This is a genomic window from Marinomonas sp. 63XJN7_7_ISO-PGPR-S23-202 (assembly GCF_056173505.1).
Genome location: NZ_CM149677.1, coordinates 4,323,747 through 4,349,390, shown reverse-complemented (window position 1 = coordinate 4,349,390; position 25,644 = coordinate 4,323,747). Strand labels below are relative to the sequence as shown.

At 46.2% G+C, this 25,644-nt stretch carries 12 protein-coding genes, 2 tRNA genes, 3 rRNA genes and 1 pseudogene; 7 read left to right on the top strand and 11 right to left on the bottom strand.

All coding sequences use genetic code 11. The features are described 5' to 3' along the window. Window positions 1-30: 30 nt before the first annotated feature. On the bottom strand, window positions 31-2,916 hold the full coding sequence (locus AC0VYG_RS20020; RefSeq protein ID WP_475429655.1) for a bifunctional diguanylate cyclase/phosphodiesterase: 2,886 nt from the start codon (window positions 2,914-2,916) through the stop codon (window positions 31-33). 722 nt (window positions 2,917-3,638) lie between these two features. Here AC0VYG_RS20020 and AC0VYG_RS20015 point away from each other — a divergent pair. The 5 genes from AC0VYG_RS20015 to rrf all read left to right on the top strand — a co-directional run bounded on the left by AC0VYG_RS20015 (window position 3,639) and on the right by rrf (window position 9,090). Beyond that, window positions 3,639-5,175, top strand: a 16S ribosomal RNA gene (locus AC0VYG_RS20015). Between the two features lie 73 nt (window positions 5,176-5,248). Next, window positions 5,249-5,325 (top strand) — tRNA-Ile (locus tag AC0VYG_RS20010). Between the two features lie 137 nt (window positions 5,326-5,462). Then, window positions 5,463-5,538, top strand: a tRNA-Ala gene (locus tag AC0VYG_RS20005). Window positions 5,539-5,872: 334 nt separating this feature from the next. Then, window positions 5,873-8,757, top strand: a 23S ribosomal RNA gene (locus tag AC0VYG_RS20000). Between the two features lie 218 nt (window positions 8,758-8,975). Then, window positions 8,976-9,090, top strand: a 5S ribosomal RNA gene (gene rrf / locus AC0VYG_RS19995). The 16S, 23S and 5S rRNA genes sit together here with 2 tRNA genes alongside, the layout of an rRNA operon. Window positions 9,091-9,792: 702 nt before the next feature. On the opposite strand, the gene soxR is transcribed toward rrf, so the two are convergent. Further along, window positions 9,793-10,245: a redox-sensitive transcriptional activator SoxR gene (gene soxR / locus AC0VYG_RS19990; protein WP_475429654.1), complete on the bottom strand. Its 453-nt coding sequence runs from the start codon at window positions 10,243-10,245 to the stop codon at window positions 9,793-9,795. A 166-nt stretch (window positions 10,246-10,411) separates the two neighbouring features. Here soxR and AC0VYG_RS19985 point away from each other — a divergent pair, with 166 nt between their 5' ends. Continuing rightward, window positions 10,412-10,837 carry a VOC family protein gene (locus AC0VYG_RS19985; RefSeq protein ID WP_475429653.1) on the top strand — a complete coding sequence of 142 codons (426 nt, stop codon included), beginning with the start codon at window positions 10,412-10,414 and terminating at the stop codon, window positions 10,835-10,837. A gap of 103 nt (window positions 10,838-10,940) precedes the next feature. On the opposite strand, the gene aphA is transcribed toward AC0VYG_RS19985, so the two are convergent. Continuing rightward, window positions 10,941-11,522, bottom strand: a complete 582-nt coding sequence (gene aphA, locus AC0VYG_RS19980) for an acid phosphatase AphA (RefSeq protein WP_475429652.1) — start codon at window positions 11,520-11,522, stop codon at window positions 10,941-10,943. Here aphA and AC0VYG_RS19975 point away from each other — a divergent pair. Next, window positions 11,515-12,726, top strand: a complete 1,212-nt coding sequence (locus AC0VYG_RS19975; RefSeq protein WP_475432512.1) for an IS256 family transposase — start codon at window positions 11,515-11,517, stop codon at window positions 12,724-12,726. The two genes, aphA and AC0VYG_RS19975, sit on opposite strands and share 8 nt — an antisense overlap. Window positions 12,727-12,747: 21 nt before the next feature. On the opposite strand, the gene AC0VYG_RS19970 is transcribed toward AC0VYG_RS19975, so the two are convergent. The 8 genes and pseudogenes from AC0VYG_RS19970 to modF all read right to left on the bottom strand — a co-directional run bounded on the left by AC0VYG_RS19970 (window position 12,748) and on the right by modF (window position 25,576). After that, entirely contained in the window at window positions 12,748-12,975 is a 228-nt protein-coding gene (locus AC0VYG_RS19970) for a hypothetical protein (protein ID WP_475429651.1), read from the bottom strand. 261 nt (window positions 12,976-13,236) lie between these two features. Continuing rightward, a complete protein-coding gene (locus tag AC0VYG_RS19965) occupies window positions 13,237-14,304 on the bottom strand; it encodes an ABC transporter substrate-binding protein (RefSeq protein ID WP_475429650.1) in 1,068 nt (355 codons plus the stop codon). A gap of 49 nt (window positions 14,305-14,353) precedes the next feature. Then, window positions 14,354-15,160, bottom strand: coding sequence for an ABC transporter permease (locus tag AC0VYG_RS19960; RefSeq protein ID WP_475429649.1), 807 nt, complete (start codon window positions 15,158-15,160; stop codon window positions 14,354-14,356). Next, complete coding sequence (locus tag AC0VYG_RS19955; protein ID WP_475429648.1) at window positions 15,157-16,077, bottom strand: ABC transporter permease; 921 nt, start codon at window positions 16,075-16,077, stop codon at window positions 15,157-15,159. The genes AC0VYG_RS19960 and AC0VYG_RS19955 overlap by 4 nt, the downstream gene beginning before the upstream one ends. A 2-nt stretch (window positions 16,078-16,079) precedes the next feature. Continuing rightward, a complete protein-coding gene (locus AC0VYG_RS19950; RefSeq protein WP_475449875.1) occupies window positions 16,080-17,210 on the bottom strand; it encodes an ABC transporter ATP-binding protein in 1,131 nt (376 codons plus the stop codon). Window positions 17,211-17,973: 763 nt separating this feature from the next. Further along, a pseudogene (gene ileS, locus AC0VYG_RS19945) lies at window positions 17,974-21,140 on the bottom strand (isoleucine--tRNA ligase). A 316-nt stretch (window positions 21,141-21,456) separates the two neighbouring features. Continuing rightward, the gene (locus AC0VYG_RS19940) at window positions 21,457-23,982 is read right to left on the bottom strand and encodes a KAP family P-loop NTPase fold protein (RefSeq protein ID WP_475429646.1); all 2,526 of its coding nucleotides are present in this window, start codon (window positions 23,980-23,982) and stop codon (window positions 21,457-21,459) included. A gap of 154 nt (window positions 23,983-24,136) precedes the next feature. After that, a complete protein-coding gene (modF, locus tag AC0VYG_RS19935; RefSeq protein ID WP_475429645.1) occupies window positions 24,137-25,576 on the bottom strand; it encodes a molybdate ABC transporter ATP-binding protein ModF in 1,440 nt (479 codons plus the stop codon). Window positions 25,577-25,644 lie beyond the last annotated feature (68 nt).

Sequence of the window (25,644 nt, the reverse complement as noted above, 5' to 3'; positions counted from 1 at the left end):
CTTAAGACGATGTGCCTTCCTTATCGTGTTTTATATTTGTATGTAGTGTTGTTGAAAGTTTTCTGGGTCGAGTGGTTTGCTAAAGTAGTAGCCTTGCATGGCATCGCAGCCCAAGCCCTTTAATAGGTTGAATTCGATACTGCTTTCTATTCCTTCACCAACGACTTTCAAGTTCAGTTTCTGGCACAGCTGGATGATGCTTTCGACCATGGTAAACAAGTTTTGATCCTGGCTCATGGTGGAAATAAAAGACTTATCTATTTTTACCTCATCAATGGGTAATTTCCACAACGAATTGAGCGAAGAGTAGCCGGTTCCGAAATCATCAAGTGAGATGGTAATGCCTTGTTTTTGTAGCCGAGCGAGAGTCTCGATGGAGGCCGTATAGTTTTTCATAAAAACCGATTCGGTAATTTCGAGGCAAATCCATTTTTTATCAATCTTGTGCTGTTCTAAAATAGCGAATAAGTCATCTTCAAATGCCAACTCAGCTAATTGAGTCGGGCTGATGTTGATGGATAAAGGGCCGCCTAAGTCAAAATTAGGATTGATGTTGCGCCAATGGGCAAGATCGGAACAGGCTTTATCAATGATATTTAGCCCCAAACCATAAATGAGATTATTTTTTTCCGCCAAGGTAATAAAGACTTCTGGACTGATAAAACCGAATGTTGGGTGATTCCAGCGGGCCAGGGCCTCCGCCCCTTTTAGCTGTTTGTTGGCCCCGACTTTCACTTGATAATAAAGCGTTATATCGCCGTTAGCTGTGTGATCACGAAGATCCATTGTCAGAATCGTTCGTCTATTAAACGAGTCTTGGTCTTTACTATTAAAAATGTGATAACGATTTTTCCCTGCATTCTTTGCGGCATACATGGCGATGTCTGCACGTTTTAAGGCTTCATTAAAATCAATATCTTCTGTGCTTTGAGTAACAATACCAATACTGGAGGTGATGACTAATGTATGAGCATTATCAAGAACGGGTTCACCTATTCGAGAGGCAACTTTCTCAGCCAGTTTATGGATAAGGTCCAGTTCAGGCTCTACTTTGTGGGTGAAAAGGATAATGAATTCATCTCCACTTAGTCGCACCACGAGATCACTTGGTCTGACACAAGCATTGAGCCTTTGTGAAATACTAATCAGTAGTTTGTCGCCAGTTTCATGTCCCATAAAATCATTAACGTCTTTGAAGTTATCGAGATCGATGAAGAAGAAAGACACGAATGATATATCACTATCGGGATCAAGATTCTCGATAAACGATTTTAAGTACGTTCGATTAGCAAGGCCTGTCAAGGTATCGTAATAAGCACCTTTTTCGAGTTTATTCATCAGTAATTGGGTGCGTTTTAGACTAATAAACTCTTTACTCTCATTAAAAAAGCATTGTAAAAACTTGGTGTCACGGGGCTCCCACTCTTTGCTCTGTCCCTCGACTTGCTGGCGCCATAAAGCAAAAGAGCTTCTTGGCTCTAATTGGCGCTTGTTGTCCTTTACAACAATATCTACTGTGCCTGGGGTTCCTCCCCATTGAATGGTTTTCGACACTTCTCTTCGTCCGATAAAAACATAAAAGTCGATGGGGCTTTGGGTCCGCATAATAGATAGACCATACATGTCTTCTAGACCTGGGATGGCGCCAATATCACTGTGTAGTTGGCTCGAGTCATAGTGCAATGAGTCTCTGCCTGTGAATATCTGGGCCAGAGCGTCAGATGTTGTTTGCTCTAAAATAGAGAAGGTATGTTGCTTTAAGAGATAGCACTTTTTGTCATAAATGATGCCAATAAAGTCATAGTGAATCACGCTGTTGATTTTTTCTAATATGGTTTCAAATAAGCTGTGAGACAGGTCGGCTTTTTTGGCTTGAGAAAAAACCGCTTCAATATAAGACTGAGTATTCATTAAAAAAGTGAGCTCTTTTATATTGAAGGAAGGAGTCAGATAAGAGTTGATGATTTCGCCAACAAGCTTACTGGTAATGCGAAGTTGTGATATGACGCGTTGAGATGGCACTTTGGGGGTGTTATGGTGAAACACGACCATTCCCCAAAGTTTATCCCCTTCCATTATGGATAAGGATAACGAGGCTTTTACCCCCATGTTTTTTAAGTAGCTGCGGTGCACATTAGACATGCTGCGCAATGAGGAAGCGCTTTGATCAAGTGGTTCACCACTTGGAAGGATAGAGGGGACGAGTTTAGCTGGTGTCGCGAGTACATTTGCAAAGTATCGAATAATATTAAGTTTATATAGCTCCCGTGCTTGTTTGGGAATATCTTCTGCAGGAAATCGTAACCCTAAAAATTTGACACTCTCTTGTTCTGATACAGACTCAGCAACGACTTCTCCAGACCAGTCAGGATGAAAGCGGTACATCATAACGCGGTCATACTGAGTGTAGTTTTGCAGTTGCTCGGTAATGGTCTGAAACAGTTCTACTTCGTCGTGGACAACTTTCAACAAAGCAACCATATCATCTAATTGGGAAGTTAAAGTGTTTGAATTGATGGTTTCTTGCATCTTGGGCGTAAATTCCAAGCAAACCCAGCCACTTGGACAGTGGGCCATGCACTCCCATTGTGAACCCTTAATCACTTTGTCTTCTGTTAGGGGGAGGGAAACGGTGTATGTTGTTGGCAATGAGTCCAGTTTTTCTCTTTCTTGAAAAGTAAGCCATTTAAACAAGTGGCTACCCAATAGTGCTCGATCATTGATTTTGGCGTCACTAGCTTCTTTGAGAAGGCGAGAGATATTGTCAGAGTACTGAACGATTCGCTGATCCTTTGGGTCGACAACAACTTGAAAACCATGGGATTGAATGCTGCCAATAACTTGAATCCTTTCATTTGCGCACTGCTCCGCTTCTTGTTTGGTGATTTGTCGAGTTTCGATAAGTTGTCTAGTCATTTTCTATCCGTAAAAAATCTCGTTGAGTAAGAGAAAATGTCATCACTGTATATGATATTGAGACCATCATTATTAAGCGTAGCCGCCGTTTATCAGAAAAAAACAAGAGATAAAGTAAAAATGAGCTATAGATAAGATTCTAAATAATGATTTTAATTAACATTATAGGTGCTATTGTCATGAGTGAGTGCACAGTCTCATTACATCCTTTTATACTATCAACCAAGATAGTAGATCAAAAGGACAATAAAAGTCAGTCTTTCTGTGGAGGGAGCTTATATTTTCTCTGTTGGGAGTGGGGGGATGATGAGAAGACTCTAGGTACACTTTTTTGTACAAAAAATGTGCTCTTTGTGCAGATCTTCCTATTTGTCTAACAAAATCAGAAAAAACTTCAAAAAAGGGTTGCAGAAAATCTGTGAATCCTTAATATACGCCCTCGCTGACACGGACAGCGCTTCACACTAAGTGAAGACGAGGTTCGAAAAACGTTAGCACCGCTCTTTAAAATAGATAATCAGATAATTTGTGTGGGCGCTCGCTGAGACCTTCAGAAGATCGACAGGGTTTTGCTTAGTTTACTAGGTGGGGCACTGAGCGATCAAAAAAATTGAAGTCTTACGAGAGTCAAACACGTCAATTCGCTTTATGTTGATTTGTCATTTTTGGTGATGAATCGATTAAGTTATTGTTAGTGTAAGAATTTGAGTGAGCAAGCTTTTAAACTGAAGAGTTTGATCATGGCTCAGATTGAACGCTGGCGGCAGGCTTAACACATGCAAGTCGAGCGGTAACAGGGGAGCTTGCTCCTGCTGACGAGCGGCGGACGGGTGAGTAACGCGTAGGAATCTGCCTAGTAGAGGGGGACAACATGTGGAAACGCATGCTAATACCGCATAATCCTTTAGGGGGAAAGGAGGGGATCTTCGGACCTTCCGCTATTAGATGAGCCTGCGTGAGATTAGCTAGTTGGTGGGGTAAAGGCCTACCAAGGCGACGATCTCTAGCTGGTCTGAGAGGATGACCAGCCACACTGGGACTGAGACACGGCCCAGACTCCTACGGGAGGCAGCAGTGGGGAATATTGGACAATGGGGGGAACCCTGATCCAGCCATGCCGCGTGTGTGAAGAAGGCCTTAGGGTTGTAAAGCACTTTCAGGAGTGAGGAAGGGTGCTTGGTTAATAGCCAAGTATTTTGACGTTAGCTCCAGAAGAAGCACCGGCTAACTCTGTGCCAGCAGCCGCGGTAATACAGAGGGTGCGAGCGTTAATCGGAATTACTGGGCGTAAAGCGCGCGTAGGTGGTTTGTTAAGTCTGATGTGAAACCCCAGGGCTCAACCTTGGAATGGCACCGGATACTGGCAGGCTAGAGTACGGTAGAGGGATGTGGAATTTCCTGTGTAGCGGTGAAATGCGTAGATATAGGAAGGAACATCAGTGGCGAAGGCGACATCCTGGACTGATACTGACACTGAGGTGCGAAAGCGTGGGGAGCAAACAGGATTAGATACCCTGGTAGTCCACGCCGTAAACGATGTCTACTAGCCGTTGGGTTGTAATGACTTAGTGGCGCAGTTAACGCGATAAGTAGACCGCCTGGGGAGTACGGCCGCAAGGTTAAAACTCAAATGAATTGACGGGGGCCCGCACAAGCGGTGGAGCATGTGGTTTAATTCGAAGCAACGCGAAGAACCTTACCTACTCTTGACATCCACAGAAGAACGCAGAGATGTGTTTGTGCCTTCGGGAACTGTGAGACAGGTGCTGCATGGCTGTCGTCAGCTCGTGTTGTGAAATGTTGGGTTAAGTCCCGTAACGAGCGCAACCCTTATCCTTACTTGCTAGCGGGTAATGCCGAGAACTTTAAGGAGACTGCCGGTGACAAACCGGAGGAAGGTGGGGACGACGTCAAGTCATCATGGCCCTTACGAGTAGGGCTACACACGTGCTACAATGGCGTATACAGAGGGCAGCGAACTTGCGAGAGTAAGCGAATCCCAAAAAGTACGTCGTAGTCCGGATTGGAGTCTGCAACTCGACTCCATGAAGTCGGAATCGCTAGTAATCGTGAATCAGAATGTCACGGTGAATACGTTCCCGGGCCTTGTACACACCGCCCGTCACACCATGGGAGTTGATTGCTCCAGAAGTAGATAGTCTAACCTTAGGGGGGACGTTTACCACGGAGTGGTCAATGACTGGGGTGAAGTCGTAACAAGGTAGCCCTAGGGGAACCTGGGGCTGGATCACCTCCTTAAACGATAGAAGGCTTGGTGAGCGTTCACACAAATTATCTGATATCTGTAGTTTAGAGTGTCGTAGTCTGGACCGGGTCTGTAGCTCAGTTGGTTAGAGCGCACCCCTGATAAGGGTGAGGTCGGCCGTTCAAATCGGCCCAGACCCACCAAGTTTTCTTATAACTTTGTTATGATGCCACTCGCATAGTGAACTATGCGTCGCAACATCATGCCGCGTTCTAAGACAACTTTGGTAAGGTTAATAATAAGTTTTAAGTCTTTTAAAACTGGGATCTGCACACGATATGGGGCTATAGCTCAGCTGGGAGAGCGCCTGCTTTGCACGCAGGAGGTCTGCGGTTCGATCCCGCATAGCTCCACCATATCGGTGATCATACAATACGACAAACAAAGCCTTAAGCAAGATGCTTGGACAGTTAATCGAGAAGGGAAATTATTTTCTAATCGGTATCGACTGAGGATTCCTAGTCTCTGACTTAGTGCTTTGCACTAAACTTGCTCTTTAACAATTCGAATTTTGAAATAGACGATAATCAAGCGTCAAACCGGTGGATTGCACTTTTCTCATCTTATTTCCTTCTGATGAGGGGGTGACGATCTAATATCGTAAATCCAGAGAGGGACAAAAGCTCTTTGGTATGTGACTTAAGTAGAGAGCGGAGGTAACTTCACTCTAAAAACTATTTTGGGTTATATGGTCAAGTGACCAAGCGTGCACGGTGGATGCCTTGGCAGTCAGAGGCGATGAAGGACGTGGTAATCTGCGAAAAGCTCGGGGGAGTTGATAAACAAGCTTTGATCCCGAGATGTCCGAATGGGGAAACCCACCCGCTTGCGGGTATCGTATGATGAATACATAGTCATACGAGGCGAACGAGGGGAACTGAAACATCTAAGTACCCTTAGGAAAAGAAATCAATTGAGATTCCCTGAGTAGCGGCGAGCGAAAGGGGATTAGCCCTTAAGTGGCTTTGGTGTTAGTAGAAGATTCTGGAAAGGATCGCTGTAAAGGGTGATAGCCCCGTATACGAAAACGCCTTAGGCATGAAAACGAGTAGGACGGAACACGTGTTATTCTGTCTGAAGATGGGGGGACCATCCTCCAAGGCTAAATACTCCTGACTGACCGATAGTGAACCAGTACCGTGAGGGAAAGGCGAAAAGAACCCCTGTGAGGGGAGTGAAATAGATCCTGAAACCGTGTACGTACAAGCAGTGGGAGCGGACTTGTTCCGTGACTGCGTACCTTTTGTATAATGGGTCAACGACTTATTTTCAGTAGCAAGCTTAACCGCATAGGGTAGGCGTAGGGAAACCGAGTCTTAATAGGGCGTTTAGTTGCTGGGAATAGACCCGAAACCGGGCGATCTATCCATGAGCAGGTTGAAGGTTGGGTAACACTAACTGGAGGACCGAACCCACGTACGTTGAAAAGTCCGGGGATGACTTGTGGATAGGAGTGAAAGGCTAATCAAGCTCGGAGATAGCTGGTTCTCCTCGAAAGCTATTTAGGTAGCGCCTCGCGTATTGCCACTGGGGGTAGAGCACTGTTTGGGCTAGGGGGTCATCCCGACTTACCAACCCCATGCAAACTCCGAATACCAGTGAGTGTTAGCGCGGGAGACACACGGCGGGTGCTAACGTCCGTCGTGAAAAGGGAAACAACCCAGACCGTCAGCTAAGGTCCCAAAGTTACAGTTAAGTGGGAAACGATGTGGGAAGGCTTAGACAGCTAGGAGGTTGGCTTAGAAGCAGCCATCCTTTAAAGAAAGCGTAATAGCTCACTAGTCGAGTCGGCCTGCGCGGAAGATATAACGGGGCTCAAACTGTACACCGAAGCTACGGGTTCATCTTAGGATGAGCGGTAGAGGAGCGTTCTGTAAGCCGTTGAAGGTCAAGCTGTAAGGCAGGCTGGAGGTATCAGAAGTGCGAATGTTGACATGAGTAACGATAAGGGGAGTGAAAAACTTCCCCGCCGGAAGACCAAGGTTTCCTGTCCCATGTTAATCAGGGCAGGGTGAGTCGGCCCCTAAGGCGAGGCAGAAATGCGTAGTCGATGGGAAACAGGTTAATATTCCTGTACTTATGTATATTGCGATGGAGAGACGGAGAAGGCTAGGCCAGCACGGCGATGGTTGTCCGTGTTTAAGGTAGTAGGTTGAGGAATTAGGCAAATCCGGTTCCTCTTAAGACCGAGAATTGATGACGAGCCCTCTTTTGGGTGAAGTGGTTGATGCCATGCTTCCAGGAAAAACTTCTAAGCTTCAGATATACATGAACCGTACCCCAAACCGACACAGGTGGTCAGGTAGAGAATACCAAGGCGCTTGAGAGAACTCGGGTGAAGGAACTAGGCAAAATGGTACCGTAACTTCGGGAGAAGGTACGCCGGCCGGTGTGAAGGACTTGCTCCGTAAGCACTAGTCGGTCGAAGATACCAGGCCGCTGCAACTGTTTATTAAAAACACAGCACTCTGCAAACACGAAAGTGGACGTATAGGGTGTGACGCCTGCCCGGTGCTTGAAGGTTAATTGATGGGGTTAGCGTAAGCGAAGCTCTTGATCGAAGCCCAAGTAAACGGCGGCCGTAACTATAACGGTCCTAAGGTAGCGAAATTCCTTGTCGGGTAAGTTCCGACCTGCACGAATGGCGTAATGATGGCGGCACTGTCTCCACCCGAGACTCAGTGAAATTGAAATCGCAGTGAAGATGCTGTGTATCCGCGGCTAGACGGAAAGACCCCGTGAACCTTTACTATAGCTTCACAGTGAACTTTGAACCTACTTGTGTAGGATAGGTGGGAGGCTTTGAAGATAGGACGCCAGTTCTATTGGAGCCAATCTTGAAATACCACCCTGGTATGTTTGAGGTTCTAACTCAGGTCCGTAATCCGGATCGAGGACACTGTGTGGTGGGTAGTTTGACTGGGGCGGTCTCCTCCCAAAGAGTAACGGAGGAGCACGAAGGTGTGCTCAGCATGGTCGGAAATCATGCATAGAGTGTAAAGGCAAAAGCACGCTTAACTGCGAGACAGACACGTCGAGCAGGTACGAAAGTAGGTCTTAGTGATCCGGTGGTTCTGAATGGAAGGGCCATCGCTCAACGGATAAAAGGTACTCCGGGGATAACAGGCTGATACCGCCCAAGAGTTCACATCGACGGCGGTGTTTGGCACCTCGATGTCGGCTCATCACATCCTGGGGCTGAAGCCGGTCCCAAGGGTATGGCTGTTCGCCATTTAAAGTGGTACGCGAGCTGGGTTTAGAACGTCGTGAGACAGTTCGGTCCCTATCTGCCGTGGACGTTTGAGATTTGAGAGGAGCTGCTCCTAGTACGAGAGGACCGGAGTGGACGAACCTCTGGTGTTCCGGTTGTCACGCCAGTGGCATTGCCGGGTAGCTATGTTCGGACGGGATAACCGCTGAAAGCATCTAAGCGGGAAGCCTCCCTTAAGATAAGATCTCACTGGAACATAAGTTCCCTAAAGAGCCGTTCGAGACGAGGACGTTGATAGGTTGGGTGTGTAAGTGCTGTGAGGCATTGAGCTAACCAATACTAATTGCTCGTGAGGCTTGACCATATAACACCAAAGTGGTTTTACTGGAGATGGTTCCTGACCATTCCAGCACTTCCTCCTTCCATGGAGGTCGTAAGACACACAAAAGACACAGAATACGATCCGGTTTAACGCTTGATTGTCGCTATTTCAAAATGAATTGTTAACAGAGACAAGTAAACGAATTTGCGAGTTATGGACAGGAAAACACAAAGCCGCCATAACAAACGCAAGCCAGTTTTCTTGATGATCATAGAGGCATTGAACCACCTGATCCCATCCCGAACTCAGAAGTGAAAAGTGCCATCGCCGATGGTAGTGTGGGAGATCCCATGTGAGAGTAGGTCGTTATCAAGATTTAATTTGAGAAAGCCCTGATAGCTTATGCTGTCAGGGCTTTTTTCGTTTCAAGAAACGTTTTAAACCATCAGCTGGGTTGAACCACCTGATCCCATCTCGGAACTCAGAAGTGACTCTTTTTTCGCCGCAGGCGCTTGCCATCGCCGATGGTAGTGTGGGCTTGATTGAATTAGAAAGTCATGTGATAGCAGGTCGTTATCAAGATTTAATTTAAGAAGGCCCTGATAGCTATGCTATTGGGGCTTTTTTTCGTCTACAGAAAATCCAAAAAAGTAAAAAGGGGAGTCAACCCCCCTAAAAATTAGACGCAGATCCGTTAGGGCATCGTCTCACGCCGCTCCCAGTTATCGTCATTACTAATCTATGGCTTTGCAGATTGCCACCTTGGCATTGTATTCGCTTGCGCCTGTTTCGCAGGCTCAACGCGTCTGCGCGAATCAAACGCCAAGGTGACGATTGATCTTAGTGTATCTTTTCAAAGAGGAAGCGTGAAATCAACCCTCTGCCTTTACATAGACCCATTGATGGCTCTCACCTTGTCAGGTCTCTCACTGTTTCGCAGGTTCAACATTTCTGCGTGAACTCAATAGTCATGAAAGTCGAATATAGTATCTGTCTCGTGGACTTGACTTAAGAAACAAAACCAATGGTTGTGTAAGTGATAAAAAGACATGCTATTAAGTCTCATTGATCTCGCTTTTATTTCATGGATACTTTTCGATCTAAGAGAATCGGGCCCGTGCCTTCGGTGGCGAGTTTGTCTTGGTCGTTGTAGATGGGACACTGAGTTAAGGACAAGCAGCCGCAGCCAATACAGCTTGTTAGTGAGTCGCGAAGATTTTCTAGATATGCAATTCGGGCGTTTAATTCTTCATTCCAGTTTGATGCAAGAAGCTGCCAATCTTCTTTCGTCGGTGTGCGATTTTCTGGTAGTGAGTCAAGGGCCTGCTTAATGTTATCTAATGTGATGCCGACTTTCTGAGCGGCCTTTATAACCGATATTCGGCGTAAGGTATCTCGATGATAACGACGCTGGTTTCCCTGATTACGCCAACTTTTAATTAAGCCTTTTTCTTCATAAAAATGCAGTGTTGAGACATTAACGCCGCAGCGTTTTGCCATGTAGCCTACGGTTAGTTCCTCTGTTTTCATAATCTTTCCAGTCTTAAAAAAATAAATGAGAAAAAATCTAAAAAAACACTTTACCTCAATATAACTTGAGGTTCTATAGTGAAGACACTTTCTACACAGAAGGCTGCTATGGTGTGTTTTTGCCTTCGTTTATTCCAACCTGACAAGGTAATTAAGGAGAAAAAGTATGAGACTGGAACATCTTAACTTAGTCGTGAAAAACATGGATGAAACGTTAACCTTTTACAAAGCTGTATTTCCTCATTGGCGCATTCGTGCCCAAGGCACATCGAATTGGTATGGTGTCCAGCGCAATTGGGTGCACTTTGGTGATGATTATCAATTTCTTACCTTTAATGATAATGGTGCTGGAGAAAATCGCGACCTTAAGAGTCATCGAGTTGGACTGGCTCACTTTGCTTATGTCACTAATAATCTAGAGGCTGTTATCAATCGTATAAGGTTGGCGGGCTTTCAGGAGGCGCACAGAGGGCCAGAAAATCCACACCGAAAAAATGTCTATTTTATCGACCCATCTGGCTATGAAGTGGAATTTGTTGAGTATTTATCTGACCTGCCTGAAGAGCGTAACAACAGTCATGATCTGGAATAGAGGATTTTGATCTGCTTTGATACGAATGCATTAAAGAAAATAGAAAGCCGCAAGGAAAATAGTTTGCGGCTTTTAAATACCTATAGTTAAGGAAGTCGAGTGCCTAGTATTGGGAGTCTTTTAGGACTCGCTCGCCATAGATTCCATTCTTTGGAATCGGTTTATAGCTAGAATTGGCTGCACGCATAACTCGAATGCCTTCCGCGCCCGCATTACGTGCCGAAATGATATCTCCATCGGCATCACCATAATAAATCTTGATATCATGCTGTTTTATGTATTTCGTTTTTGTATATTCAGTACGGCTAGATCCAGCAAAAATGACATTGTGCATGTTTTTGATATCAAAGGTCTTTTTCAAATACTCTGTCGTAAAATGACACTTAGAGCCAGTGCGACCCGTAATAAAGTAGATACTATCACCACGTTGCTGGTGCATGGCAATTAACTCTTTTGCAATGTGTTTGGGCATACTGAATTTGTCCCACCCACAGTTCGCCTTGTCCCAAAACTTTTGATTGCTTAAATAAGAGTAACCATTTGGTGAGAATTCTTGTTGGCCACGATAAAAGACGGGAGAGCTAAACAAGGTTGTATCATCGATGAGACTGTAACTAATTTTGTGTAACTGCCTACCACAACATATTCTATTAAGAATTAAGGATAGGTAGATGCAAATGAACAAAAAAGAACTTGAAGCGTTCGCAAAAGAAGCCGCCAAGGGAATTAAAACGCCTGAGGATCTCAACGAATTTAGCCAAATGCTGAAGAAGATTACCGTTGAAGCGGCATTGAATGCAGAAATGGATGACCATCTGGGTTACGAGAGACATCAAAAGTCCACCTCAACCAATAGTCGTAATGGCAAGAATAGCAAGCGTATTAAGACGGAAGATGGTGAGTTTGAACTGGATACGCCTCGTGACCGAGAAGGCTCTTTTGAACCCAAGCTGGTCAAAAAACACCAATCCCGATTCACTTCTATGGACGATAAAATCCTGTGGCTCTATGCGCAAGGCATGAGTACCCGAGACATCGTCAATGCCTTCGATGAATGGTATGGTGCCGAGATATCTCCAACACTGGTATCACGCGTTACCAATGCGGTCATTGAGCAAGTGACTGAATGGCAAGCACGCCCTTTGGATGCCATCTACCCCATTGTGTATCTTGATTGTATTGTGTTGAAAATCCGCCAAGATAAACGCGTCATCAATAAATCGATCTTCTTGGCACTCGGTATCAACACTGAAGGTCATAAAGAACTCATGGGCATGTGGATTGCGGAGAACGAAGGTGCGAAGTTCTGGCTCAACGTCCTCACTGAGCTTCAGCAGCGCGGCGTAGAAGATATTCTCATCGCTTGTGTTGATGGTCTAAAAGGCTTCCCAGAAGCCATCAATGCTGTTTTCCCACAAACTAACATCCAACTGTGCATCGTACACATGGTACGCAACTCATTGAAATATGTATCATGGAAAGACTATAAAGCAGTGACGGCGGATTTAAAGCAAGTTTACCGCTCCGCAACGGAAGAAGAAGCCTTGCTAGAGTTAGATCGTTTCGGCGACATCTGGGACGATCAATACCCGCAAATTACCAAATCATGGCGCAATCACTGGCATCACCTCAATACGTTGTTTAATTACCCTGACGATATCCGAAAAGCGATCTACACAACGAATGCGATTGAGTCCCTGAACAGTGTTATCCGTAGAGCCATTAAAAAACGTAAAGTCTTCCCAAGCGATGATTCTGCGAGGAAAATGGTATACCTTGCCATTAAAGAAGCCAGTAAGAAATGGACGATGCCAATTCAGAACTGGCGCCAAGCAATGAGTCGATTTATTATTGAGTTCGAGGAGCGTCTCGAAAAGCACCTTAACTAAATGGCAGTTACACAGAATCTGTTACAGGGTCTCATCGATATCAAAGCCAACAGCAAAAGGTGCTTTGCCTTGGAGCTCTTGTTTGAGATCCGCAACAGAAATCATTTTCACATCCTTTGGCATGCCGGCGGTGGTCATATCAATGGTGGAATAGCCTTTATGAGTGCCTGGTGTTTTCGGATCGGCATTAACCGATAGGCTAGCTATACAAGTCAGTACTAAAGTCATTGAGCGTAAAGTATGGTTCACAGTGTTCCCTCAGTGTTATTGTCATAATAGGGACTTTTGCATGACTGCTGGGTATGTCAATAGCGTGTTAAAAACAGACTCAAAGCACCTATTTATGGAGCATAAACTTTGCTTTTTCGTCTATTTTGCTTTATCTAAGCTTTACTCGCGATGTCGTGCAAAGGTCTATAATGATTCTTATTCTGTAGATAAATCTATCATCTTACTTTGATTCGACTAAAGCGGAGCCAGCACCATCAGTATGGCTCCGCCCAGTAGCCTTTAACGTGATTTCACATCGCTCCAAATTTGTTGGAAAAGTTGCAACTGTTTACCGTCTAGGCTAGGGGTGAATTCCAAACGCTTCATTTGCTCCGGCGTTGGCAGGGCAGGCGGCTTACGTAGAAGAGGATCTAGGTACTGTACAGACGCTTTATTGGGTGTTGAATACATATTGTAATTAGACAACTGGGCCCCAATCTTTGGGTTAAGGATGAAATTGATAAATTCATGAGCTAGTTTCGGATGGGGAGCGCGACGGGGAATCATCATGGAATCTACCCATACTTCGGCTCCTTCTTTCGGGATCATAAACTTTAGATCCTTGAATCCTTGGGGATTGGATTCTTTATCGGCTAGGAAATCTCCGTTATAGGTCATTCCTATCTGAGTCACTCCACGGGCCACCTGCTGTAAAACCGGGGTACCATCGATAAAGCCGGTAAAGTTGCTGCGTTTCTTGGTTTTCAAAACCAATTTGGCAGCATCCACCCAGTTCTGCTGACCAGTACAGTCATAACCTTTGCCTAGGTAGGCGCAGGCCGCACCAAACAGGACCTGACCATCAGAAATCATAGAAAATGGCTGGCCCTCGTTTTCTTTAGGATCAAACAGCAGAGACCAGCTGTCTGGAGCGTGGGGGAAGACCTTGGCATTGTAGACGATACCTGTGACACCCCATTGATAGGGGACGGTGTATTTCTCGCCCGGATCGTAGGAAGGGTTTTTGAAGCGATCCATTACATTGCCTAGATTAGGCAGTTCAGCCTTGTTAAGGGGCTGCACCAGACCCGCTTTGACTAGACGCGGCACGAAATAGTTGGACGGTACTATGATATCGTATTGGGAGTCGCCGCCGGCCTGCAGCTTGGCGTACATTTCATCGAGAGAACCGTAATAACTCTGTACCACGTCAACATGGTACTTTTTCTCAAACGCCTTGATGATAGCCGGATCCATATACTGGCTCCAGTTAAACAAAAATAGCTTTTGATCTGCGGCATGCGCTGTGGTTGACATCAAGAGCGCGCTCCCGAGCCCGACCAACCATCGTTTTGTCTGATTATTCATATTAATGCTCCTGACCACACTCTGTGGATGTTTGATTTAACTAAGACTCTTATGAGTCCTGACGAGGCTGGCGACGCGTCACCAGCAGGCTAATTATTGCGGCCACAATGACCGCACCAATCATAAGTGCTCCTACTGCATTGATTTCCGGTGTTATCCCTTTCTTGACGGCTCCCCAGATATAAATCGGCAGGGTCGAACTTTGCGGCCCTGCGGTAAAAAAACTGATCACGAAATCATCGATCGATAAGGTGAACGAGAGGAAAAAAGCCGAGATTAATGCTGGCTTAATGGCCGGAATAATAAAGTGCAGGGTGCGCTTAATCGGTGAAGCGTATAGGTCCTTAGCCGCATCGAACAAGGTGGCGTCAAGCCCCACAAAACGGGAATAGACAATCAGTGCCACAAAGGGAATCTCGAAAGTAACATGAGAGAGGATCATGGTATCAAGTCCGGGAGACAACCATCCAGTGAGGCTGTTGAGGCGCACAAAGAAGGTCATGTCGGAGATCCCAAAAACAATATCCGGCATCACAATCGGCAGGTAGATAAGAATAATGAGCCAGCCAAGTCTGCGGTGCCGATGCCGGTATAGGCCATAGCCAATCAGGGAGCCGAACAGCAGAGCAATCACCGAAGAAGAGATCGCCAGTATCAGACTATTACTAAGGGCACTCAGTACCTGACTGTCGGAAAATAATTCCCGATACCAGCGCAGGGAAAAGGACTCAAAGGTGGCAGCACTGTTGATCGAGTTAAAGGAGAATAGCACTACCACCGCGAGCGGTAAGTACAAAAAAAACAGCAGTAGCCACCAGTAGATAGTAAGAGAAGCTTTAAAGGAACGTCGACTCATATGACCACCTCCTCACCACCGCCAACCCGTTTGCCGAGTCTGCGTAGTAGAAAAATACCCACTAGAGTGGCCACCAGCATGAGGAGGGCACCAGCAGCGCCGTAGGGCCAGTTAGAAGCACCTGTAAACTGGGTGGCGACCAGGTTGCCGATCATCATGGAGCGCCCGCCGCCCAGTAATTCAGGCACTACGTACATGCCAAAGGCTGGCACGGCCACCAGCACGACTCCAGCCAGCAGGCCGGGCAGAGTCTGCGGAAAAACCGCCGCCCAGAAGGCCTTGACTGGTGAAGCATAAAGATCCCTTGCTGCTTCAATCAGATGGATATCGAGTTTTTCAAAAGCAGAGTAAAGGGGCAGTATCATGAAAGGTAGAAAGTTGTAAACTAGGCCGATGGTCACAGCAAAGTTTGAGGGGAATAGTCCTAGATGGGGCGGAATCCATCCCATCCACTGGGCAAAATTGGACAATGGGGTTTCCGGGGCGAGCAGGTTCATCCAGCCAAACGCGCGGATAACCTGATTGGTCCAGGACGGCAGCACCACCGCCAGCAGCATGATGGGGCGCAGGGAGACTCGGCAGGTGGTGATGTAGTAGGCCAGCGGATAAGACAGTACCACCACCAGGCCAGTGGCTAGCAGAGTCTGCCAAAGAGAGCGCAGCAAGGTGTAAATATTACCAGGGCTCCAGCCCAGAAAGCCGAAACCCGCCAGCTGACGGAACGAGTCCAGAGTGAGTGGCATGCCGGGCTGGCCATAGGTGCCGTTGGTCATGAAAGCCATGCTCACTAGGTACAGACTGGGCAGCACTAGAAAGATGATGATCCATAACGCACCCGGTGCCGTAGTCCATAAAAGGTGTAGCGTTTCGCGAAGCTGTAGGCGGCGTTGGGAGATAGTGAATGACGATTGAGACATGATTACTCCTCGCTGTCCACGGTGACAATATCTTCTGGACAAACACTGATGAGCACCTGTTCCCCGACATTGTAAAACTTCTGGCCCTGATTACTGCTCAGCGCCACCAGAGAGACGTCACCGATCTGTAATCGGTATTCGATAAAGCTGCCTCGGTAGAAATGCTCTTTCACCAATGCCGTAAACTGGTTGGCGTACTGGGCGGCATCGGGCCCTATTTCAATGGTCTCTGGGCGGATCAACACCTTGTTGCCTTGAGTTTGGGTTTCAACTTCAAGGGTCCCCAGTGGGGTTTCCAGTTTATTTGCCTGCCGAGCGGTGATATCGAACAAGTTTGTGTGGCCCATAAAACGTGCCACGAAGGTATTGGTGGGGCGTTCGAAAATCTCCCTGGGTGTACTCAACTGCTGAATCTTGCCCGCATTGAGTACCGCAATTCGGTCCGACATGACCATGGCTTCTTGCTGATCGTGGGTGACGAATACAAAGGTCATCCCCAGGCGGCGTTGTATACGTTGCAGCTCGACCTGCAACTGGCCGCGTAGGCCAGCATCTAGGGCCGAAAGTGGTTCGTCGAGCAGTAATACATCTGGCTCACAGACTAGGGCTCGGGCCAGGGCTATACGTTGGCGTTGACCGCCGGAGAGCTGTTCAATGCGGCGTCCCAGCAGGGGGCTTAACTTGATAAACTCCGCCATGTCTCGCACTCGGCGATCCCGTTCGGCTTTGTCCACACCCTGCATTTTAAGGCCAAAGGCAATGTTGTCTTCAACGTTTAGATGGGGAAACAGGGCGTAAGACTGAAATACTGTATTGATGCTGCGTTTGTGGGACGGTATTTCGGTGACATCCTTGCCGCCGATTTTTACTACGCCGCTATTGGCGATATCCAAGCCTGCCAGAATGCGTAGCAGAGTGGTCTTGCCACATCCTGATGGCCCAAGTAGGGTAAAGAATTCACCGGGGTGAATGGTTAGGTCAACACCATCTAATGCAATGGCATGGCGGCTAAAGGATTTTTTGACACCTTCTAAGGTAATGGATGAAGCTTCCCGTGCGGGGGCACCGGTTGCTCGTTCTTGCTCTGATGTAGTGGGGGACGCCGTTCGCTCTGTTGCCAATGTTTGTGTCATAATAAAAGGGCCTATCAAATTCGCAAAACACTTAGTCTGACAACGTCAGACCTCCAAGGTGAATACTAATCATTAAGCTTTATACAAGGTTGCCAGTACCTGCAACTGAATCCTCATCCTCTGGGGAATACCGGGTAAAAAATCACAGTGCTGGCCGTTGCCGAATCACCTTATTGATTAATTTAATTATGAGCCCAGCTTTTACCATATCGTGGCTAGGGTCGTTATCGGCCCATTTTTACTGGAGGGGTGCTCTACTCCCGTATTGCAAAAATACTACCACTCACTTTTACAGACATGATGTACCCACTTGGGGGTATAGTTTGGGTACTCTATCAGCACTGAAAAACAGGGTTTTATTGCTCTATACATTGCTAGGCCCTCCTGTTGTGGTTAAAGGATTCAGTCAAACAAAGGCATAAGATTTGTTTGTTTTATGACGCCCTGATCAACCCAGTTTAGTTTACAGTTATCGAATAATGGCAAAACTATGCAAGCAGAGCCACCAAATAATGACAAAAATATGAACGCATAGCTATCCGCTAGTGATAAACACTTGAAAGGCTTGTTTTTCAACTGTCCGGTTAATTTTTTTTCGAGCACTGTTGAGTAAGTTGGTTTGTGATAGGGAGCCGAGATGTCTGTCTATATTATAAACGCACCAAATATGGGCAAAATCAATAGCGTTAGAGTGTGATGTTCCATCGACCCATAGGTGAGAAGATATGCCCATAGGTCGATGAAGTCTGATTCATATTAATTGCTAGTTGCTTAAATCAACCATGACTTTAACCATGCCCAGATCCGTCACTAAGGGGGTAATCGTCTCAGATAAACTCGTAAAATGCAGTTTATCTGCCAAGGTTTCTGTCTTGATGTAATCAAGGTGTTGCTGACACCAATGAGCCAGTTCGTCACTCGCTTCAATGCTAATGTCGATACGATCCAATACCTTGTAGCCCTGTTGTTTACGCATTTTCTGAATATGGCTGACTATCTCTCGCATGGCGCCTTCTGCCACCAGTTCTTCTGTCAGTTCTGGGTCGATGCTGATCGACACAAAACGGTTGGATGTGGTGTGCGTACCTGCTTTGGCCTGACGATAGACGTGAATCTCCTCTTGGTTAAAACTTGCCCGTCCACCTCGATTTGCCCGTGGGTTTCTAGATGCCCCAGCTCTTGCTCATTGAGTTGCGCAATGCGTGCTGCATAGTGTTTCATTTGCTTGCCAAGACGTTTGCCCAAAACAGGGAAATTCGCTTTAGCGTAGAAATCGATGAAGTCATTCTCTTGTTGGCTAAAGAATACGTCTTTGATGTTCAGCTCGGTTTGAATGTAATCCGCCAAACGAGCGATGTCGTTTAGTACCTGAGCCTCTTTATGCAATACGGTCAGCGATTTGAGCGGGGTTTTTAGTTTGATTTTCAAATCGTTACGCAATTGACGACCCATTACCAAGATATGCTGAACACGAGCGACACTGGCTTCTAAGTCTTCGTCTTTTAATGCCGTATTCGCTGTGGGGTAGTCACACAAATGCACAGAGTCTGGCCTATCGTTAGCTGAAAAAGGCAGCAGCTCTTGGTATAGATGTTCCGCAAGGAAGGGCGTAAAAGGTGCCATTAACGTACCAAATGTATCCAAACAAGAGTACAAAGTGTCATAAGCCTGTTGTTTGTCTTCATTCCATTCTTTTTGCCAAAATCGGGCTCGATTCAAACGGATATAGCCATTGGTGAGATCTTCGATAAACTCAAATAGCGCAGGCACCACGTTGTAGAGATGGTAGGCTTGCATCTCCTGATTGACCTTGGTTGTTAAGGTTTGCAGGCGAGACAATATCCACTGATCCAAGATGTTATCAGAGGGTTTGTCCGATCCAGTGTCTTGCCATTGGTCGATCTCGGCGTAAGTCGAGAAGAAGCGAAAACCATTGAGCCAAGGCAACAAGACCTGACGCACCATATCTTGTACGCCAGCATCAGAAAAACGTTGCTCTTCCGCCTTTACCAAGCCTGAGTTGATCAAATAGAGACGCAAAGCATCCGCCCCGTAGTGCTCCATCAGAGTATCAGGGGGCGTGTAGTTTTTGAGGCGCTTGGACATTTTCTTGCCATCTTCCGCCATCACGATGCCATTGACGATAACGTTTTTAAACGCTGGTCGCCCGAACAAACATTGGCTGAGAACTTGTAAGGTATAAAACCAGCCTCGTGTTTGATCCACTCCTTCTGCGATAAACGCAGCTGGGAAGTTTTGCTCAAATTGCCCTTTATTTTCAAACGGATAGTGCACTTGTGCATAAGGCATGGCGCCGGACTCAAACCAGCAGTCGAATACTTCCGCAATGCGTCGATAGGTGCCTGGCTCCTCTGGAAGGGAGAAAGTCAGTTCATCAACATGATCGCGATGCAAATCGTCGACAGTGACGCCAGTGTAGTTTTTTAACTCTTCTATAGAGCCAAGGCATAAGTGTTTTCCTGTTGTATCGTTTACCCAGATTGGCAGTGGAGTACCCCAATAGCGGTTACGCGATACCGACCAATCGATCGCCCCTTCTAACCATTTTCCCATTCGGCCTTGCTGGATATGCTCTGGCACCCAATTGATCTGTTCGTTGTTGGCCTGTAGTTCGGCACGCATTTGCTCTACCTTGATGTACCAAGAGGGCACAGAGCGATAGATGATGGGCGTATCGGAGCGAGGGCAAAAAGGATAACTATGGGTGATGGTTTCCTGACGGTACAAAAGATCACGCGCTTTTAATGTTTGCACGATGGCTTTATCCGTGTCTTTCACATACAAGCTCTCGAAGTCTGTCACTTCATGGGTGAAGCGGCCACGGCTGTCCAGAGGGCAAACAGAGGCGTGTAGACCATTGGCTTTGCAGACGCGGTTATCGTCTTCGCCAAAAGCGGGTGCCATGTGGACAATACCTGTACCACTGCCAGTTGAGACAAAATCATCGGCAAATACTTGGAAAGCGCCGGACTCATTCAAGTGGCTAAAATAGGGGAAAAGCGGTTCATAGCGTTTACCACTCAAGTCTGCTCCCACAACTCTATCAAGCACCTCTACATCACGGCCTTTGCACACAGATTCCAGTTGCGCCTCGGCGAGCCAAAGAGTTTTGTTTATAGAGTCATCATGTACTTTGACATAAGGGATATCTGGGCCAACACACAGGGCAAGGTTTGAAGGCAATGTCCAAGGAGTCGTCGTCCATGCTGCAAAATAAGCTTCTTCCTCTACGAGTTTAAACAACACTGTGACTGCAGGGTCTTGAACTTCTTTGTAGTTAGAACTGGCTTCAAAATTGGATAATACGGTTTCCAGCTCAGTGGAATAGGCAATGACCTTGTCGCCTTGGTAGACGAGTCCTTTGTCCCACAATTGTTTGAAGACCCACCAAACGGATTCCATATACCAAGGCTCCATGGTGCGATAATCGTTGTCAAAATCTACCCAGCGGCCAAGGCGCGTGATGGTCTTTTCCCATTCGCTGGCATAACGCTGAACAATGCCACGGCATTCCCCGTTGTAACGGGCGATACCCAGTGATTCAACCGCTTCTTTGGCGGACATACCAAGGGATTTATCGATTTCATGCTCGATGGGCAAACCATGACAATCCCAACCAAAACGGCGGTCTACATGGAATCCTTTCATCGTAAAGTAACGCGGGATGATGTCTTTGATGGTCGATGCCACCAGATGACCATGATGGGGCAAACCCGTTGCAAACGGCGGGCCATCGTAAAACACATAGTCGGGTTTATTTTTCGACGCGGCAAGAGAACGCTTAAAAATCTGTTTGTCCTGCCAAAATGTCAGCACAGCCTGTTCAGCATCCACGAACGAAAAACGCTCAGATGCAGAGGGATTATTCGCCTCGGGGGCTAAATGCGAAGGGGAGTCTTGAGTGCTCATATCGGCTTCCTGTTAACACCCAAGAAGCCGAAAAAAGAAACCCGCCTCTTGGGCGGGTTTGCTTTATTTACTCAACAACGAGCCCACCACTCCTAGGAATGATGATAATAATTCGTTGTTGAGTAAGGGATACGTTTTTCATAGCTCTATTTTTACCTTTGATCAGAAGAATCGTCAAGGGGCTAGTTATTCTTCAACCCCAAGTAATTCTCTATCCCTTTGATCTGGTCTTCCGCGTGGTGGTTGACGTAGAGAACCGTGGTTTCTTTGCCTTCACAAATTTTCTCAATCAGCGCGAGGACAAGTTGGCGGTTCATTATCTAGTATTTATATCAATTCCTGGAAGGACGAAGGGCTCAATACCTAGGATCATGGTGGTGTTTTTTAAGCTAAGGTTTGCCAGCTCAATTACCAATGGCGTTATTTTGTGGTCTGTTAGATATACCTCTTCCTTCTTAGTTAAATCATCACTTTCTTTATTAATCAGTTTTTTTAATTTTTGCCGCTTTTGTATGTCATCAAGATTGTTCAGGTATTCAAAAGCAAACAGCGTCACCATCATGGGGAAGGCATGTTCACTTCCTGCTTCTTCGGTTGTTACTTCTACTGACTCTTTATCCTCTCCGGAGTAAAAATTACGAAGTAGATTAAAGCTGTTATTCAAACGTTTTATCTGACGAGGGTTAGATAACTCGAAATGCTTAAGCCAATAAGTGAAGGCACGTTTTTGTGGCTCGGTGAGTTGTTCTATTTGTTTAATATCTTTTGTGGGAGCTACTGTTTCGTTTTTTTCAATGGGAGAGTCTGTTTCCGACGTTTCTGTGTTGGTTTTTTCAGTATTCTGTCTAGTGACGTTTCCTTCTTGTTCGGTCTTTGCTTCTTGACCAATACCATCTGTCTGGTTTGCTTCATCTGTGTTGTTGGTGTTATTTGTTTTAATAAAGTTTTCATCCTCTTGGGGTAAGATGTCTGCCTTTTCGGCTAGCGCTTTACTTTCTGGTGAACTGGTTTGTTCCCAGAGGTGTTCAAGGTAACTGGATACAGACGCTTCATCGGGCTCAGTCAATACGATAGGAAGGTGGATGATTTTTGCTAAGTAATCGCGAGCGATGAGTCTAGGATCTTCAATGTGATGCTGTGTGGCGAGTTCTTTGTAATTAAGCGCCAGCGCCGCTAGGGCAATGCGTTGGTCTACGGCGATTACCACTATGACATTGTCTAAATCTAGCACCATTCGCACTGCTTCGAGTACTTTAACAATGCCCTTGTGTCCACAGCGGTCTAAATCATCTACCACATATAGCAAGCGTTTTTCATTACCCAAACGTACCTTGGTGAGTTTCTTAATGTGCTCACGCATTACCGGAATTGTGCCTAAGTGTTCGCCATAATCAGGTAATTTTAAGTAGGTTAAAAACTCTTTTGCTAGCGCTCCTGCAAACACTGTCTTAAGTTCTTTCCACGTTGGGTACAAAAAACCGATGAACCAAGCAGTTGAAAAAATGTATATCACCGATTCATTTATTTGCTCAAACAGTGTTTTAAAAAAGTATAAAAAACAAATAGGCGCAAGTGCGAAAACAAGAGGAAATAAGGGAGCTAATATCTTCCATCCCTGCAAACTCCATGCAAACCGTAGCGTTAGAAAAACTTTTTGTATAGGCCAATAGTTTTTTTTCTTATGGTCAGATTTCGGTTCAGGGCTAGATAGCGCCTTAATCATTTCTTGGGCGATGCCTGCTTGCAGATTGTCCGTATGCTCGTACTCCCAAGCATTAAACTCAGCAAATAAAAACTCTGGGGTGTCTGTGTTTTTTTTCGTTTGCAGGGTAGTTTTAAGTAGCTCGACAACAGAAGTTTTACCAACGCCCCAATGGCCTAATAAACCAATGGTCTGATGGTGATGATTATTTTGGTTTTGCAGTAAAGCCGCTAAGGTATTCACTAGATTCTGACGGTTGAGCTTATCTTCTGTCGCATATTGATGGCTGCTGTGGCGATTGCCCGCGATGCTTTCAAAATCATCAACAGAATATTGTAGGGCGCTGGTGTGATCTATAGTGGCGTCATTTTCTTCTTCGTTATTCTTGTCAGAAAAATAGGCTTCCAATTGATCGAGTGTACTTTCTATTGCTTGATTGTCTGGTTTGCCATTAAAAATTCCCTGATAGATAGGCCAAATATTCTCAATCATTTTTTTGATATTTGGCGATTGTTGTTCTGTCGATAACTGGCTTAATGCTTCAGGAAGATGTTTTTCTAGCCAGCGTAAATAAACTTGATCAGGTTGATGCCATAGGGGGGATGCTGATAATACTGAGTGTTCACCACTTTCTAATTGTGCTAAATCGGATTCTAAATCTGTTTTAATATCTGGAAAAAAATCGGTTCTGGCTCTGGCGGCGGCGGTGGTGGCGGCTCTGGCGGCGGCGGCTCTGGCGGCGGCGGCGGCTCTGGCGGCGGCTCTGGCGGCGGCGGTGGAGGCGGCGAAGACGGCGGCTCTGGCGGCGAAGACGGCGGCGTCGGCTCTGGCGGCGGTGACTCTGGCGGCGTCGGCTCTGGCGGCGGCTCTGGCGGCGGCTCTGGCGGCGGCGAAGTCGGGGTTCTTATTATAACGGTTATGGATCAGTAATGCTTGCCAAATGGCCAATAGATGCTTGGTTTTGTCTGGATCCGGCCAATAATAAAAATACGTCTTTGGTCCGGCTGTTTCTGCTAATAATGGAAACACTCGTAATGCGCAACGGGCGGAAAAAAGGACGATAGCTTCTTTTTCCAGTTTTTTTAATCTGGCTTCTAACTGCCGTTTTTCTTCGTCAGTAAAGGGTTGGTTTTTTGGCACAGCAATGTCCTTTGCGACAGTTTTTGTAGGCTCGTTAACCTAATATATCAGCTTTTGAAAACGAGTGTGACGCTATATATGAAGTAGGTGTGCCCTTGTTTTCCAAATAAAGCGTCACATGACTTTTTGTCTAAGGCAGTGGGTCAAATAAAAGCTAGTTATTCTTCTTTAGTCCCAAGTAGTTTTCTATCCCTTTGATCTGGTCTTCCGCGTGGTGGTTGACGTAGAGCACCGTGGTTTCTTTTCCTTCGCAGATTTTTTCGATTAGGGCGAGGACAAGTTGGCGGTTCATGTCGTCGAGACCAAGGCAGGGCTCGTCTAGGATCAATAATGGTGGGTGTTTCACCATGGCGCGGGCGATGAGTAATAAACGTTGGTCGCCGTAGGAGAGTTTGTTAAAGGGCTGGTCAGCGCGGTCTTCCATGCCTAATAGTGCAAGCCATTGACCGGCGATTTTCTTTTGGTTATCGGTGGATTTGCTGTACATGCCGATGCTGTCGTAAAAGCCGGAAATAATGACGTTTTTGCAGCTGGTGCTGACGCGGTACTCCCACTGTAGTGCCGTGGAAACATAGCCGATAAATTGTTTGATCTGCCAGATGCTTTCGCCGTTACCGCGCTGAAACCCAAAGACGAAAATATCGTTGGTATAGCATTGTGGATGATCACCGGTAATCAATGACAAAACGCCCGTTTTGCCACTGCCATTGGGGCCGCTGAGTTGCCAATGTTGCCCTTGTTCTATGGTCCAATCTAGCTTATCGACAATCACGGTATCGCCGTATTTGATGGTGGCTTGCTTGAGTCTGACCAGTGGCTGGTTTGGATCGAGTTCTGGCAGTTTATTCGCTGGGTCGGCGTCTGGCACACTGAGATCGGTGGTTTTCAGATGCAGTAATTGATAAAGCTCGTTAAAAGCATTTTCGTCTTTTTTGTCTACTGTTAGAGCCAGCTTGCCATTGTCTACATACGCAATGTGGGTGATAAAATCTGGCATTTCATCAAATCGGTTAAGCACCATGATCATGGGGGTGGTATCGACTATGCTTGTCAAATGTTCTTGTAGCATGGCAAGGGTATCCACATCCAAGCCGTCGAAGGGTTCATCGAGAATTAATACATCTGGCTTGCTGGACAAAGCGCGAATCAGCATGACTTTGCGCGTTTCGCCTGTGGAGAGTTTACGGAAGGCACGGTCAAGCAATTGGCTTAAACCGAACTTTTCTACCAGTGCTTGAGCCAATTCTGGGTCTTGGCAGTTATCGAAAATCATTTCATGAACGGGCGTGCCGAGGGAAATCACGTCCATGATGTCGGCGTCGTCTTTTTTTAGTTCTTTGGCAATCAGTTCGGCTTGGGCTTCAAAAGACACCAATCCCACATTTTGTGGAAGGCCTGTTATCGTGCCATTTTCAATCTCGCCAACGCCTGCAAGCACAGCCGCCAAGGCCGATTTACCCGCGCCGTTTGTACCGGTAATTACCCAGTGCTGGTCGGGCTCAATGGTCCAGTTAATCTCGCTTAGCGTAAAGCGATCATCAAAGTTCACCGTTACCTTGTTGAAGAGAATATTGTCTAAGCGGATGCTGCCCATGGTATTTCCTAATGTTTTGTTGAGAACAAGAAAGACAAAAAAGCCGAGTTCTGAAGCTCGGCTTTTTA

Bases quoted from the DNA above. Each gene is read 5' to 3' on its own strand.
- AC0VYG_RS19975 (WP_475432512.1), top strand. From the start codon at position 11,515: ATGAACAAAAAAGAACTTGAAGCGTTCGCAAAAGAAGCCGCCAAGGGA.
- AC0VYG_RS19960 (WP_475429649.1), bottom strand. From the start codon at position 15,160: ATGAGTCGACGTTCCTTTAAAGCTTCTCTTACTATCTACTGGTGGCTA.
- AC0VYG_RS19950 (WP_475449875.1), bottom strand. From the start codon at position 17,210: ATGACACAAACATTGGCAACAGAGCGAACGGCGTCCCCCACTACATCA.
- soxR (WP_475429654.1), bottom strand. From the start codon at position 10,245: ATGAAAACAGAGGAACTAACCGTAGGCTACATGGCAAAACGCTGCGGC.
- AC0VYG_RS19965 (WP_475429650.1), bottom strand. From the start codon at position 14,304: ATGAATAATCAGACAAAACGATGGTTGGTCGGGCTCGGGAGCGCGCTC.
- AC0VYG_RS19985 (WP_475429653.1), top strand. From the start codon at position 10,412: ATGAGACTGGAACATCTTAACTTAGTCGTGAAAAACATGGATGAAACG.
- modF (WP_475429645.1), bottom strand. From the start codon at position 25,576: ATGGGCAGCATCCGCTTAGACAATATTCTCTTCAACAAGGTAACGGTG.
- AC0VYG_RS19955 (WP_475429648.1), bottom strand. From the start codon at position 16,077: ATGTCTCAATCGTCATTCACTATCTCCCAACGCCGCCTACAGCTTCGC.
- AC0VYG_RS20020 (WP_475429655.1), bottom strand. From the start codon at position 2,916: ATGACTAGACAACTTATCGAAACTCGACAAATCACCAAACAAGAAGCG.